We start from the raw sequence: 14928 nt of genomic DNA on the forward strand, positions 1-14928 counted from the left end.
GGATTTTTTTAGTTTTTCCACAATCTTGTCATTTCGACCTTTTGGGAGAAATCACACTCGTGGATCGACAAAGATTGGCAAATTTCTTTGCGTAGTTTCTTGTGTGATTTCTTCCTTCGGTCGAAATGACAAAAAATAGAAAACCTTTGTCAAGGTTTCAAACTTTGACAAAGGCCTATATTGATTGGAATTTGAACACGGGCGATAGTGAACAGGCGGAGCAATTTAAAAATTTAAAATTTAACTTACCTGTATTTATCATTCAGCCCAATATTATCCAAAATCATCGGAATCACTTTTTCAATTCTTGAAAGTTTAGTTTTTTCCTGTTTCGCTGTTTCAATGTATTCTAAAAACTCATATTGTTTATAAGGAGAGAATTTCTCAAAAGCGTCTTTTAAAGCTAAATTTTGAGCCATTTCTTTTTCTAAAAGTTCAGAAATAATAATTTCTTTCTTAGAAGGTTTAATTATTTTTCCCTGCTTTTCATTCTCAATAGCTTCATAAATGTATTCTAAAACTTCTTTTTCATTTACTTCTTCCTTAGAGGTAAAACGCCACTGTCGTAAAGATTTGGTTATGTCTTCCTGAGCGTTTATCAGTTTCTTTTTTTTATCTTTTAGAAAAACGCCATTGAAAAACCATAAAGTGAAATAATCTTTAAATCCACCAAGGCCAAGAATATTTTTTTTATTGTAAACATACACCGGACCGCCCCATTTTGTGGTTTCGGTCAGTTCGGTTTTATCAATAATAGATTTGAGAAGAAGCAGTTCTTCCTCCCATTGGTCTCCGTATTTCCAAATGCCTTTATTTTCGGATTTTGATTCCAATTACTTCCTTGTTTTTGATTTTTCAGGTTTGTCAAAAGTACCTGGAATCGCAGTTAATTCAGCAATTTTTACAATTACATCAGTTGCTTTTAAAATACTTTCAACCGGAACATATTCATATTTTCCGTGAAAGTTGTGACCACCTGCAAAAATGTTCGGACAGGGCAATCCCATAAATGACAATTGAGATCCGTCCGTTCCGCCACGAATCGGTTTGATAATTGGTTTTATATTCAGTTCCCGCATTGCTTTTTCTGCAATATCCACAATATGTTTTACCGGAAGTACTTTTTCTTTCATATTGTAATACTGGTCTTTAATTTCAGTAATCACAATATCTTCGCCAAATTGCTTAGCAAATTTTTTGTTGAATTTTTTGGCAATCTTTTCAATTAAAGCTTTGCGTTTTTCAAACTTACTCTTATTATGATCACGTATAATCAATTCTAAAACTGTTTCTTCAATATTTCCTTTTATGTGATGAACATGAAAAAAACCTTCATAACCTTTGGTTTCCTGCGGTGTTTCTCCTTTTGGAAGTTCATTGATAAAATCATTTGCAATCAGCATCGAATTAATCATTTTTCCTTTGGCATAACCCGGATGAACACTTTTTCCTTTGAAAGTAATTTTGGCTCCCGCAGCATTAAAGTTTTCATATTCTAATTCACCAATTTGGCTTCCGTCCATTGTATAAGCCCATTGCGCGCCAAATTTTTCAACATCGAAATGATGTGCTCCGCGACCAATTTCTTCATCCGGAGTAAATCCGATTCTGATTTTTCCGTGTTTAATTTCAGGATGCTGAATTAAATATTCCATTGCGGAAACAATTTCAGTTATTCCGGCTTTATCATCTGCCCCTAGCAGGGTTGTTCCATCGGTTGTGATGATCGTTTGTCCTTTATATTGTAATAAATCTTTGAAGTAATTCGGAGATAAAATGATGTTTTTTTCAGCATTTAAAACAATATCTTTTCCATCGTAATTTTCAACAATCTGAGGCTTTACATTCGCTCCGCTAAAATCCGGTGAAGTATCAAAATGTGAAACAAATCCAATTGTTGGAACTTCATGCTCAACATTACTCGGCAAAGTTGCCATGATGTAAGCTTTATCGTCTATAGTGACATTCTGTAAACCAATTATTTTTAGTTCTTCGACTAATTTTTTGGCAAGATCCCATTGTTTTTCTGTACTTGGTGTTGTTTGTGAATTCGGGTCTGATTCCGTATCAATTGTTACATAACTGATAAATCGATCTATGATATGCTGCATTTCTTTTTATTTTTAGCAAATATAGCCATTTTTTCTGCGGAATAATTTAGCTTTAGTAGTATCTGTTAGTAATAAAAAAGAGATCCTAAACAGAATCTCTTTTTTGCTATTATATGATTATTATTTACTTTTTACACATCTAAAACCAACGTGGTTGGCAGCAGATCTTATTTCGCCTTTTCCTCTGGTTCCTACCATATATCTTGTGCAATATTGATCTGTGCATAAAAATGAACCACCTCGGTGTACTCTTTTTACTTCTGATGTATCGTTAGGGTCGTAATAAGCATCAGGTCCTTGTGGGTTTTTTACGGTTTTGCCACTTTCAGCTAACGATTTATAATAATCAACACTGTACCAGTCGTGTACCCATTCCCAGACATTTCCGGCTATATCATACAAACCGTATGCATTTGGTGCGTATTGTTTTGTTGGTGCAATTCCTTTAAATCCGTCTTCTCCGGTGTCACCATCTTTTATAGGGAATTGTCCCTGATAAATATTGGCCTGAAATTTTCCGTTAGGTTTTAAATTATTTCCCCATGCATACAGGTTTCCTGATTTACCGCCGCGGGCTGCGAACTCCCATTCGGCTTCTGTTGGAAGTCTTTTTCCTGCCCATTTTGCGTAAGCTTCAGCATCTTCATATACTACATGAACTACCGGATATTTTTCTTTCCCTTTAATAGTGCTTTGCGGTCCTTCAGGATGTTTCCAATCAGCACCTGGTTCGTAACGCCACCATTGAAGAAAATTATTCAGATTAACAGCAGATGGTGTAGGGGTAAACACTACTGAGCCGGTAATTAAATCTTCATCGTTTGCAGTTGGAAACTCTTCTTTAGTTGGTTTTTGCTCAGCCACCGTTATATATCCGGTTGCTTTTACAAATTTTTCAAACTCTTCGTTAGTTACTTCGGTTTCATCCATGTAATATCCGTCAACATACACACGATGAATAGGAGCGGCGTCTTTTGTAACGCCTTTTATGCTGCACAAACTTTCGTCTTCAACATTTGATCCCATTGAAAATTCACCACCCGGAATCCATACCATGCCTTTTGGAGCTTTTCCTGCAGGTTTGGTCTTGTTTTCAATGGTTGGTTTAAATGCATTTGCTTCAGAAGGGTTTGGAGTTTCATGGCATTCCTGGGCTAGAGCTTCTTTTTTGGGTACATGTACTAATTTAGTGTAACCGTATGCGATTGAAATAATGGAGATTGTAAGTAAACCGAAAATCCAAAAGGTTTTATTTTTCATTGTAATAGTTTTAAGCGTGTTGTAGTTGTAAATCAAGGAAGCAAAAGTAAAAAATTAACTTTTATAATTCTATTTATTTTATAGAATTAGTGAAATATATGATTTTGTTTGTATTTTGTTCATTTTCAATCGATAATGCTTTTCTTGTTTCTGTGTTGCGTAAATTTATTGAAAAAAAATGATTTTAGTACAGGGTTTAATTTGTTGTTTATAAATCGCGGTTACTTTTGTGAAAATCGAATAAACAAAATGAAGAGAATTTGTTTTTTGTAAAAAAGACTCATTTTCAAGTTTAATATTTAAATTTGCATCCAAAAAAATAACAACACACCCTTATGTATAAATTGATAATTCGCCCGATACTTTTTTGTTTTGATCCTGAAGAAGTGCATTATTTTACTTTTTCATTTGTAAAATTCATTTCAAAAATACCGCGAGTTTCATCAATTATCAGGTCAATTTATGAAGTAAAAGATTCCAGATTGGAAAGAGAAGTTTTCGGAATCAAATTTAAAAATCCGGTTGGACTTGCTGCTGGTTTCGATAAAGATGCAAAACTGTACAAAGAACTTGGGGATTTTGGTTTTGGTTTTATCGAAATAGGAACTGTAACTCCGGTTGGTCAGGAAGGAAATCCAAAGAAACGTTTATTCAGATTAAAAGAAGATCAGGCTATTATTAACCGAATGGGTTTCAATAACGGTGGAGTTCTTGAAGCTGTTGAACGCCTGAAAAAGAATTCGGGAGTTTTGATCGGAGGGAACATCGGAAAAAACAAAGTGACTGATAATGAAGATGCTGTTAAGGATTATATCATTTGTTTTGATGCACTTTTTAATCACGTAGATTATTTTGTAGTGAATGTGAGTTCACCAAATACCCCAAATTTAAGAGCTTTACAAGATAAAGAGCCTTTAACGGCTTTGCTTCAGACATTACAAGACAGAAATGTAGAAAAGCAAAAAACAAGTACTCAAAAAATAAAACCAATTCTTTTAAAAATCGCTCCGGACTTAACAGATGAGCAGTTATTAGATATTATTGATATTGTGAAAACGACTCAGATTGCGGGTGTGATTGCAACAAATACGACGATTTCAAGAGAAGGTCTCCAATCTGCCAATCAATCAGAAATGGGAGGTTTGTCCGGGAAACCACTAACAAAGCGTTCTACAGAAGTGATCCGTTTTCTTTCTGAAAAAAGCAATAAATCTTTCCCTATTATTGGAGTAGGAGGAATTCATTCTGCTGATGATGCTATTGAAAAGCTGAATGCAGGTGCGAGTTTAGTGCAATTGTACACTGGTTTTATTTATGAAGGACCGGCATTGATAAAAGCAATCAATAAAAAAGTTTTACAACAGTTGTAAAAGAAGAGACTGCACAATTAAACCGATTAGTATTGCAATTCCAAAGCTGATTAAAGTTCCGATCATTACGTATTCGGTAAGCTTTCGGTCTTTGGCTTCTTTTAAATCACCAAACCTGAAAATAGATTTGGCAGCCAGTAAAAAACCAATGGCTTCGAAGTGTCCCGTTAATATAAAGCAAACTACAAATAGTCGTTCTAAAATGCCAATGTAATTTCCTGCATTGGAAAGCGAATTGTCTTGATGACTGTTTTGACTTTCAGGGCTCCAGATCGAAATAATGGTTTTTATAAAAATAGAAGTAGGTTTAGTTATTATTATAATCCCGGTTGTCAGAATCCAGAATCGGTTATCAAATCCAAGAAAGCTTAAGTTATCTTTTTGATAAAGAAGTACGACACCAATTAGAATTAATAGATGTGCTATTTGATCGATAACAAACCAGATACGTTTGGTTTTGTTTTTCTGAAAGTTCAATTTAATTAGATCTACTATACCATGTGTGACGGCAATCAAAATAGCATAAGGTATGAAACTGATTTCTCCAACTACTATTACTGCCAAAAAAACATGAAGTAAAATATGCAGGTATAAATATATACTTTTATGTCTATTGGCTTCCTTGTGTATTATCCATGAAGTCGGCTGCCAGATAAAATCGCCTAACAAATGTGCCAAAAACAGTTTAATAAATAAAATCATAATGACGTAAGTTGTTTTATTTGTTTTCTAAAATAGCGGTCTAAATTCATAACCAAATCAAATTGGGCACGTTTTTGTCTTCTGCTCACAGCAGCCTGATTAATACCTAATTTTTGCCCTAATTCTTCCTGTGATAAAGTTGGATTTTCTATTGCGACAGCTACAAATTCAGCCGATTGTACCAGCCAGCTATCCATAAAAGTCAGTGCCAGCTGAATCATAAGGTTCAATTTTTCATCTATCTCATCATTACCGGTTCGCATAGCCAAAGTGACTTTTTGCTTTTTTAAAGTTTCAAAAAGTTCTCCTGAATGTATAAAAGCAGATCCGTTACTTTCGGATATTTTTTCGGCATCATGTATTTTATCACCAAAACCAATACTCATACGGGCATCAGATTTTATTGCTCTTAAATGGGCTTTTATTAAAATAACAGTTAATAAAGCTTCTTCCGGATTTTTTACTTCAATTTGAAATTCATCTCCCCTGTAAACTTCCCATTGACTAGGTGTTTCGCCAAACGGGACTAAGATTTTTTTTAAGTCTTCAATCCAATGTTCAGATTCCTGTTGTCTGGAACCTATTATATCACCTGTAATTATACTAGTCATAATCAAATATAATTAAAAATTATACACTTTCTATTACAAATATAAGTAATAATTTTTATTATTACATTTTTTGGTAATAACTTAGTTTATTACGGATTTTGGTAATTTTTTAAATTATTACAGATTTAGGTATTATGTTCTAAAATTACCGATTTTGATAATATTATTCATTATTACAATATTGTGTAATGCGTCAAACCCGTAAAGTGATTTTCTGTTGGTAAATAGATTTGTCAATTGGGTCGTTTCAAAAAATAATTCAGGAAAGAGTTAATTTTTATTTCTTTAAAAAACAAACTAACTTAGCCTTTACAAAAGAGAAAGCTTTGAATAAAGAAATCAAAATCATCGAATGTCCACGTGATGCCATGCAGGGTATCAAAACTTTTATTCCTACTAAAAATAAGGTTTCTTATCTACAGGCTTTGCTTAGGGTTGGTTTTGATACGATAGATTTTGGAAGTTTTGTATCTCCCAAAGCGATTCCTCAAATGCAGGATACGGCAGAGGTTTTGGCACAGCTTGATTTATCTCAGACAACAAGCAAACTTTTGACGATTATAGCCAATACACAAGGGGCGCAAACTGCTGCAGAACATGAAGCCATTCAGTATCTGGGATTTCCTTTTTCGATTTCAGAGAATTTCCAAATGCGAAATACGCATAAAACCATTTCACAGTCTTTGGTTACTCTCGAAGAGATTCTTGAAATCGCAGATAAAAAAAATAAAGAAGTTGTAACCTATCTTTCTATGGGTTTTGGAAATCCTTATGGAGACCCTTGGAATGTTGAAATCGTAGGAGAATGGACAGAAAAATTAGCCAAAATGGGTGTGAAAATCCTGTCGCTTTCTGATACCGTTGGAAGCTCAACGCCGGAAGTGATTACCTATCTTTTTACACATTTAATCCCAAAATATCCTCAAATAGAGTTTGGTGCGCACCTGCATACAACGCCAAACAGCTGGTTCGAAAAAATCGATGCTGCACACAAAGCAGGCTGCACTCGCTTTGACGGAGCTGTTCAGGGATTTGGAGGATGCCCAATGGCTACTGATAAACTGACTGGTAATATGCCTACAGAAAAACTCATTTCTTATTTTACTGCCAACAAAAAAACTACCGGTTTGAATTCTTTAAGTTTTGAAAGTGCTTATAACGAAGCATCAAAATTATTTGGTAAATTCCACTAATATTTTTTGTATATTTATTGTAATTGTCACAATAAGTGATTGTTAAGAGACGTTGTTTTTTAATAACTTAATTTTTTTAGTTATGAAACAAGCAGGTATAAGTAAATTTTCGACACTTTTAGTTTTTGTATTCCTGAGTTTTTCCTGCTCAAGTGATTTAGATTTTGATCAGATTGATGATTTAAAATTAGAGCCTGTTGTAGTAGCAAATCTAACTTACTTTAATATTCCGGCAAAAGATTTTGTAGATAACGGAAATGAACAAAATATAGCTTTTGATGCTCAGGACTTTAATCCGTTCAGGAACTCGCTCATGCGGGAAGACCTGATAAAAGCTGAATTTGGTTTTGAAATAACAAACACAATCAACAGGGCGTACAAAATTGATTTAGTACTTATTGATTCCCAAAATAATACTATTGAAACCTTGAGTTTTAATGTGCCTTCTTATACGGGTACTAATAACGTCCTTAGTTTTACTGAAGTTTTTGAAAATCAGCGTTTAGTTAACCTTAAAAGGCTGCAAAAAATAGGGTTTGTAATAACCATGGCTGCTGGGCCTCCATTAACCGAAAACAGTCCGGGGAACTTAAAACTTCGTTCAGCAGGAATACTAAATTTTGATATCGAAATAGCCGATTGATATGAAAAGAGTATATCTAATCCTATCGGTTCTTGTTCACATCATTTGTTTTTCGCAAAACAAACAAATCCTGTACAATTTTACTTCGATTCCGCAGTCATTACTTGTAAATCCTGGTGCCGATGTATCCTATAAATATTTTTTCGGGATTCCGGTATTGTCCGGTATTTCGGCAAATTTTGGTTCGAGCAGTTTTTCAGCATATGATTTGTTTGCAGATAATGGAGTCGATTTTAATGATAAAGTGAGGGATGTTGTCAATAAATCATCTAACAAAGACAAAATATATACCAACCAGCAACTCGAATTGTTTTCCGGAGGATTCAGGATTGGAGGAGAAGAAAGCAGATCGTACATTTCATTTGGAGGCTATCAGGAATTTGATTTTTTAATGTATGTCCCAAAAGATATGGCAATTTTGGCTTTAGACGGAAATCGGGACCACATCGGAAAATCTTTTAATTTAGCTGATATAAATTTACGTGCCGAAATACTTTCAGTTTTTCATATCGGATTTCATAAAAAAGTAAATGATAAGTTCGTTTTGGGCGGTCGTATCAAATTATATTCCAGTGGCGCCAATGCAAATTCTACTAAAAACTCCGGCTTCATTTATACCACAAACGGAACAGCTGATCAAAATATTTATTATCAATATATTTCTTCTGATTTAGAGTTGCAGACCTCAGGAATTGCTGCTTTTACAAAAGACGAATATGATGGAAACATAGCCAATGATCTTATTCACAATACATTCTTTAACGGAAGCCTGGGACTCGGTTTTGATGCGGGCATAACTTATTATTATAAAAAAAATCTTCAGTTTACGGCAAGTATTATTGATGTTGGTTTTATCAGGCATACAAAGGATATCGAAACACTTACCTATAAAGGGAATTATGAATATAATGGTGTAAACCCAGGTTTTGATTTTACAAATGAACCCGAAAATGTTTTGGATGATTTTCAAAAAGCTATTCCACGCGATACGATTTATAGTAAATACACCACCTGGAGGCCAGCTAAATTCAATGCTTCTGTAGAATATTCATTTGGAGAATCCAGATTCGATGATGATGAATGCAGTTGCAAAGCGCCAGATGAGCGACTATATGTAAATGCGCTGGGGGCACAGCTTTTCGCCATGACCATGCCAAAAGATCCTTTTGTTGCTTTTACAGCGTTTTATAAGCGAAGACTTTTACGAAAGTTAGAACTCAAGACAACTTATACAATTGATTCGTTTTCCTATAAAAACATTGGTTTAGGAGTAGCAGGAACATGGGGAAAGTTAAATATGTATTTCCTTGTCGACAATGTATTAGAGTATAAGGATATCACCAAAGCCAATAGCGCAGCGTTCCAGTTAGGTGTCAATTTTATTTTTCAGGATTCCGACTAGTTTTGGAATTTGACATTGCCATTGAATTTTGGAATTGATATTGAATATTTATTTCGTTTTTACCTCTCATGGCTTTTCATTACGATCGGGGCTAGGGCAGTAAGGTAACGATTTCGTTTTAGGATCAAAAAAAATCTGAATAAGTTAATGAACAAGTTTCCAATTTATTCACTATATTTGCACGCAATTCAACTACAAATTGCAACATGATAGCACACAACTCCAAGATCATCGGCGAAGGTTTAACTTACGATGATGTATTATTAGTACCTAACTACTCGAATGTGCTTCCACGCGAAGTGAGTATCAAATCAAAATTCTCAAGAAACATAACATTAAACGTTCCAATCGTATCTGCTGCTATGGATACAGTGACCGAAAGTGCAATGGCAATCGCTATGGCACAAGAAGGCGGAATTGGTGTTTTACATAAAAATATGACCATCGAACAGCAAGCTGCGAAGGTTAGAAAAGTGAAGCGTGCAGAAGCAGGAATGATTATCGATCCGGTAACATTACCAATGACTTCGACTATTGCAGATGCAAAAACGGCAATGAAAGAATTTGGAATTGGAGGTATTCCAATCGTTGACGAAAACAGAATTCTAAAAGGAATCGTTACCAACCGTGACCTTCGTTTCGAAAAAAACAGCTCAAGACCAATCGCTGAGGTTATGACAAGTACTAATCTTGTTACTGTTGCCGAAGGAACCTCATTAGAACAGGCCGAAGTAGTTTTACAAGGACATAAAATCGAAAAACTACCAGTTGTAAATGCTAAAAACGAATTAGTTGGTTTAATTACGTTTAGAGATATTACAAAACTGACTCAAAAGCCAATTGCAAATAAAGATTCATTTGGACGTTTAAGAGTTGCTGCTGCCATTGGTGTTACTGGTGATGCTGTAGAAAGAGCAGGTGCATTAGTTGCTGCCGGTGTAGATGCGATCATTATTGATACCGCTCACGGACATACTGAAGGTGTAGTAAATACATTAAAAGAAGTAAAATCAAAATTTCCACAAATAGATGTTATTGTTGGAAACATTGCAACTCCTGAAGCTGCTAAATATTTAGTAGAAAATGGTGCTGATGGGGTAAAAGTAGGAATTGGACCTGGTTCTATTTGTACAACCCGTATTGTTGCAGGTGTTGGTTTTCCACAGTTTTCAGCAGTTCTTGAAGTAGCTGCGGCTATTAAAGGAACAGGTGTTCCAGTCATTGCTGATGGTGGAATTCGTTATACAGGTGATATTCCTAAAGCAATCGCTGCTGGTGCTGACTGTGTAATGTTAGGTTCATTATTGGCCGGAACAAAAGAATCTCCGGGTGAAACTATTATTTTTGAAGGAAGAAAATTCAAATCTTACCGCGGAATGGGTTCTGTTGAAGCGATGCAGACAGGTTCAAAAGACCGTTATTTCCAGGATGTTGAAGATGACGTTAAAAAATTAGTTCCGGAAGGAATTGTTGGGCGTGTTCCTTACAAAGGAGAATTAAACGAAAGCATGCTTCAGTTTATTGGAGGTCTTCGTGCCGGAATGGGATACTGTGGTTCAAAAGATATTCCGACTTTACAGGAATCTGGACGCTTCGTGAGAATCACATCAAGCGGAATTACTGAAAGTCACCCGCATAATGTAACTATTACTAAAGAAGCTCCAAATTATTCGAGATAATTTTTAGTTTTTGATATAAAAGAAGAAGGCATAAGATTTATTGTTTCTTATGCCTTTTGTTTATTTTATAATGAAGCAGTATTTTTCTCGGTTTCTCTTAATGTCTGATTTTCTAAAATCTCCTGCATAAAAGGTTTTGTTTGCTTTTCGATTTCAGCTTCAGGAATATCTAACACTTTCGGATTAGAAGCGAGTTGTAGCCATGGTTTTGGCCCGTCAAAATCATAACTTCCGAAAACGACTACAGGAGTGCCTTTTACTTTTACATTTTCCTTATCTTTTAAAATCCATTCGTCGGCGAATTTGTAGAGATATTTAGCATCTTTTTCTAATAAACGCAGACAGGAATGTGAAGCAGGATATCCCGGTAATTCATATTGATGAAAACCAACTCCCAGTTTATTTTCAATATTAAAATTCCATTTTAAATCCCATTCGTCATTAAACGTACTTGTTGTCTTTTCGGCTTTCCAATTAGTAAAAAATAATCCGGTTGGAGTAGGATCAGCTTTTCTTCCCATATTGGTTGGACCGGTATAAACTAATTCTCCGTTTTCATAAGCTGCAAAAGTTTGAGTTGAATAGGAGAAGATAATAATTTTTGAAACTTCTTCCAAAGCATTTATATGTAACGGAAATGGAAGATAATAAACCAAATCACCGGAAAAGTCAGCCGGAATCACAACTGAATCTAGTTTTTTGAAATTGGCTTTATCGGTTCTGTTTAAAGCATAAACAATATTAAGTTTGATACTGTCGGATTCATTGGTTTTAAGCCATTCTTTAGTATTTTGAATTTGGTAAGAAACTGATTTTGGTTTCTTGTATTCTATTGTTTTCTTAGGCTTTTTGTTTTCAGTAATATTGGTGTCAGTTTTTTTACATGAAACCATTAAAGCTAAAATCAATACAAGTAGTGCGTTTGCTATGTAATATAACTTTTTCATAATTTGGTATTTTTGATTATGGTAAAGTTCTATTTTTATTATCAGCTCGCGTTATAGAATTTTTGTGATTATTTATTGGATTTTCATTACAAACGAAGAAATACTTTTAGTCCATTCCTCTTTGTTTTTGATTAAATAATTTTCATGACCAGTGTTTTTGAAAATTTTTAATTCTTTCATTCCTTTTAAGTTCAAATAAATTTCATGTGTTTCATTTCCGCTGACACTTTTGTCGTTTTCGCCGTAGAGCAATAAACTAGGGCAATTTATATTTTTTGCATATTCTGAAGGGTTGTGACCAAATCCCCAGAATCCATTTTGAATTCCACCCCAAAAAAGTAAAATTCCAGCCATAGGAAATGTTGGAGCGTGCATTTTTTTAAATCTGGCACAGACTGTTTGATACATTGAGCCAAATGGGCATTCAATTATAATTCCTTTTGGATGGATTTTAGAATCGTTGATACATTTCATTATGGCAACAGCTCCCATAGAAGTGCCAAATAAATAAATGTTTTTTTCTCCTTTTTGACTCATATAGTCAAAACAGATTTTAACTTCTTCAGCTTCTTTATACCCAATTGTAGTCTGATTTCCTTCTGAGTTACCGCTTCCCATAAAATCAACAAGCATTGTGCTGTAGCCTAATTTTATAAATTCATCTGATTTTTGAATCATTGCAGATTTTTCTGAATTGTACCCGTGAAATAATATAACTGTGCCTTTGGAATTAGGCGTTTTGATTAACCAGCACTCGATTTTTTTATTGCTTTTTAGTTTTAGAGTTTTGTATTTCTGAGATGGAAATTTGGTGTTTTGTGGTTTAGGATTATTAACTCCAAAGCATAATGTTTTTATTTTTTCAAGCGAAGATAACTTATCAGGGCTTTTAGTTTTTTCAGATTGTTTTTCTGTAAAATGAGTAAATTTGTAAGCATGAAAAAAAGCAATCATATTCATAATTATAAAAATGAATAGAATTGCTTTTATGTAATTTTTCCAGTTTTTAAATAATTTCATTTAGCTTTTGAGTTCAATTTTGGTGTAACTATTCCAGAACTAAAATAATAAAACTATTTTAAATCAACTCTTTTATTTTAGCATGCTGTAACAGCATAATTGTTTTTGCATCGGTAATCTCCCCTGACTCAATCATCGCATATGCTTCGTTAAAAGTAAATTCTAAAACTTCTATATTTTCCTGTTCAGCATCCAGTCCGCCACCTTCGCTAACTTTCATGCTTTCATCATATTCACCGACAAAAAGGTATAAAATCTCTGTTACAGAGCCAGGGGACATATATGTTTCGATAACTTTTTGAACTTTGCTTAAACGGAATCCTGTTTCTTCTTCGGTTTCACGAATAATAGCATTTTCAGCATTGTCTTTGTCTAAAAGACCGGCGCAAACCTCAATCATCATTCCGGTTTTGTTTCCGTTAAGATAAGTTGGCAAACGAAATTGCCTAGTCAGTATAACCGTTTTTTTAGATGAATTGTATAATAAAATCCCTGCTCCGTTTCCACGGTCGTATACTTCACGAATATGAGATTCTACAGGTTGATTTTCTTTTTTATAATTAAAGGTAACCTTGTTTAATACATACCAGTTATCAGATAATAATTTGGTTTCTGTTATTTCTATTTCAGGATTTTTTCTCATAATTTTTATGTCAAAAAAAACGCTCTGATTATCAGAGCGTTTAAATGTATTATTTTGTTATTGTTTGTTTTCTGTCTGGTCCAACCGATACAATTTTGATTGGCACTTCGATTTCTTTCTCAATAAACTCAATATATTCTTTTAGCTCAACTGGCAATTCGTCAAAAGTTGTCAATCCTGTTAAGTCTGCTTTCCATCCTTTAAATTCTTTGTAAACCGGAGTTACATTTTCCGGCTCGATGTTATAAGGAAAGTGAGAAATATTTTGTCCTTTATAATTGTATTCAGTACAAACTTTTAAAGTTTCGAATCCGGAAAGTACATCACCTTTCATCATCATTAACTGCGTAACTCCGTTAACCTGAACAGCATACTTTAGAGCAACAAGGTCTAACCATCCACAACGTCTTTGTCTTCCTGTAACAGAACCAAATTCGTTACCAACTCTTGCCATTGTTGCACCCACTTCGTCAAAAAGTTCAGTAGGGAAAGGTCCGCTACCTACACGCGTAACGTAAGCTTTGAAAATTCCGTAAACTTCTTTGATTTTGTTAGGAGCAATTCCTAAACCTGTACAAGCTCCGGCAGCAGTAGTGTTTGATGAAGTTACGAAAGGATAAGTTCCGAAATCAACATCTAATAAAGATCCCTGAGCGCCTTCACAAAGAATAGATTTACCTGCTTTTTGAGCCTGGTGCATGTATTCTTCACTGTCGATGAAATCTAATTTTTTAAGTTCTTCAATAGCTTCAAAGAATTCTTTTTCTAATTCAGCTAAATTATATTGAATAGCAACATCGTAAAAAGCAATCATTGCTTCATGTTTGTCTGCCAAAGCCCTGTAACGTTCTTTAAAATCTTCAAGTTCAATATCTCCAACTCTTAAACCGTTTCTACCTGTTTTGTCCATGTAAGTTGGTCCAATTCCTTTAAGGGTAGAACCAATTTTTGCTTTGCCTTTAGAAGCTTCAGAAGCTGCGTCAAGTAAACGGTGTGTTGGTAAAATTAAATGTGCTTTTCTTGAAATAATTAATTTACTTTTGATATCAAGGTTGAATTTCTCTAAACCTTCAATTTCTTTTTGAAAAACTACCGGGTCAATTACAACTCCATTTCCGATGATGTTTACTGAATCTTTATGAAAAATTCCGGAAGGAATGGTTCTTAGTACATGTTTGATTCCGTCAAATTCTAATGTATGTCCTGCGTTTGGTCCTCCCTGAAAACGTGCAATAATATCATAATTTGAGGTAAGTACGTCAACAATTTTTCCTTTACCTTCGTCTCCCCATTGTAATCCTAGTAATAAATCTACGGTCATTCTGTTTTAATTTGCGTTGAGGCAAT

Annotated in this window: 14 protein-coding genes; 5 read left to right on the plus strand and 9 right to left on the minus strand. The window is 34.4% G+C overall.

Annotation, left to right across the window (positions count from 1 at the left end):
* Positions 1-245: 245 nt before the first annotated feature.
* The 3 genes from DMB68_RS20480 to DMB68_RS20490 form a co-directional block, all read right to left on the minus strand.
* The gene (locus DMB68_RS20480; protein WP_110348499.1) at positions 246-833 is read right to left on the minus strand and encodes a YdeI/OmpD-associated family protein; all 588 of its coding nucleotides are present in this window, start codon (positions 831-833) and stop codon (positions 246-248) included.
* Complete coding sequence (gene pepT, locus DMB68_RS20485; RefSeq protein WP_110348500.1) at positions 834-2111, minus strand: peptidase T; 1278 nt, start codon at positions 2109-2111, stop codon at positions 834-836.
* A gap of 120 nt (positions 2112-2231) precedes the next feature.
* Positions 2232-3371 (minus strand): formylglycine-generating enzyme family protein, encoded by a 1140-nt coding sequence (locus DMB68_RS20490; RefSeq protein ID WP_110348501.1) that lies wholly within the window; start codon positions 3369-3371, stop codon positions 2232-2234.
* Between the two features lie 335 nt (positions 3372-3706).
* Here DMB68_RS20490 and DMB68_RS20495 point away from each other — a divergent pair, with 335 nt between their 5' ends.
* Complete coding sequence (locus tag DMB68_RS20495; RefSeq protein WP_110348502.1) at positions 3707-4741, plus strand: quinone-dependent dihydroorotate dehydrogenase; 1035 nt, start codon at positions 3707-3709, stop codon at positions 4739-4741.
* On the opposite strand, the gene DMB68_RS20500 is transcribed toward DMB68_RS20495, so the two are convergent.
* Together DMB68_RS20500 and DMB68_RS20505 are read right to left on the minus strand one after the other, a co-directional pair.
* The gene (locus DMB68_RS20500) at positions 4727-5443 is read right to left on the minus strand and encodes a DUF3307 domain-containing protein (protein WP_110348503.1); all 717 of its coding nucleotides are present in this window, start codon (positions 5441-5443) and stop codon (positions 4727-4729) included. The genes DMB68_RS20495 and DMB68_RS20500 overlap by 15 nt on opposite strands.
* Positions 5440-6054, minus strand: coding sequence for a SatD family protein (locus DMB68_RS20505; RefSeq protein ID WP_110348504.1), 615 nt, complete (start codon positions 6052-6054; stop codon positions 5440-5442). Before DMB68_RS20505 ends, DMB68_RS20500 begins: the two co-directional genes overlap by 4 nt.
* 326 nt (positions 6055-6380) lie before the next feature.
* Here DMB68_RS20505 and DMB68_RS20510 point away from each other — a divergent pair, with 326 nt between their 5' ends.
* The 4 genes from DMB68_RS20510 to guaB all read left to right on the plus strand — a co-directional run bounded on the left by DMB68_RS20510 (position 6381) and on the right by guaB (position 10971).
* Complete coding sequence (locus DMB68_RS20510; protein WP_110348588.1) at positions 6381-7247, plus strand: hydroxymethylglutaryl-CoA lyase; 867 nt, start codon at positions 6381-6383, stop codon at positions 7245-7247.
* Positions 7248-7329: 82 nt separating this feature from the next.
* Positions 7330-7890: an AccI family restriction endonuclease gene (locus DMB68_RS20515; RefSeq protein ID WP_110348505.1), complete on the plus strand. Its 561-nt coding sequence runs from the start codon at positions 7330-7332 to the stop codon at positions 7888-7890.
* A gap of 1 nt (position 7891) precedes the next feature.
* On the plus strand, positions 7892-9292 hold the full coding sequence (locus DMB68_RS20520; RefSeq protein ID WP_110348506.1) for a DUF5723 family protein: 1401 nt from the start codon (positions 7892-7894) through the stop codon (positions 9290-9292).
* 206 nt (positions 9293-9498) lie between these two features.
* Positions 9499-10971, plus strand: coding sequence for an IMP dehydrogenase (gene guaB, locus DMB68_RS20525; protein WP_110348507.1), 1473 nt, complete (start codon positions 9499-9501; stop codon positions 10969-10971).
* 65 nt (positions 10972-11036) lie between these two features.
* Here the strand turns inward: guaB and DMB68_RS20530 are convergent, their stop codons facing one another.
* The 4 genes from DMB68_RS20530 to DMB68_RS20545 all read right to left on the minus strand — a co-directional run bounded on the left by DMB68_RS20530 (position 11037) and on the right by DMB68_RS20545 (position 14902).
* Complete coding sequence (locus DMB68_RS20530) at positions 11037-11918, minus strand: L,D-transpeptidase (protein WP_110348508.1); 882 nt, start codon at positions 11916-11918, stop codon at positions 11037-11039.
* Between the two features lie 72 nt (positions 11919-11990).
* On the minus strand, positions 11991-12938 hold the full coding sequence (locus DMB68_RS20535) for an alpha/beta hydrolase (protein ID WP_110348509.1): 948 nt from the start codon (positions 12936-12938) through the stop codon (positions 11991-11993).
* A 58-nt stretch (positions 12939-12996) separates the two neighbouring features.
* Complete coding sequence (locus DMB68_RS20540; protein WP_110348510.1) at positions 12997-13581, minus strand: NUDIX domain-containing protein; 585 nt, start codon at positions 13579-13581, stop codon at positions 12997-12999.
* 49 nt (positions 13582-13630) lie between these two features.
* Positions 13631-14902, minus strand: a complete 1272-nt coding sequence (locus tag DMB68_RS20545; RefSeq protein WP_110348511.1) for an adenylosuccinate synthase — start codon at positions 14900-14902, stop codon at positions 13631-13633.
* Positions 14903-14928: the final 26 nt, after the last annotated feature.

The sequence above is a fragment of the Flavobacterium hydrophilum genome (assembly GCF_003202405.1).
GTDB lineage: Bacteria > Bacteroidota > Bacteroidia > Flavobacteriales > Flavobacteriaceae > Flavobacterium > Flavobacterium hydrophilum.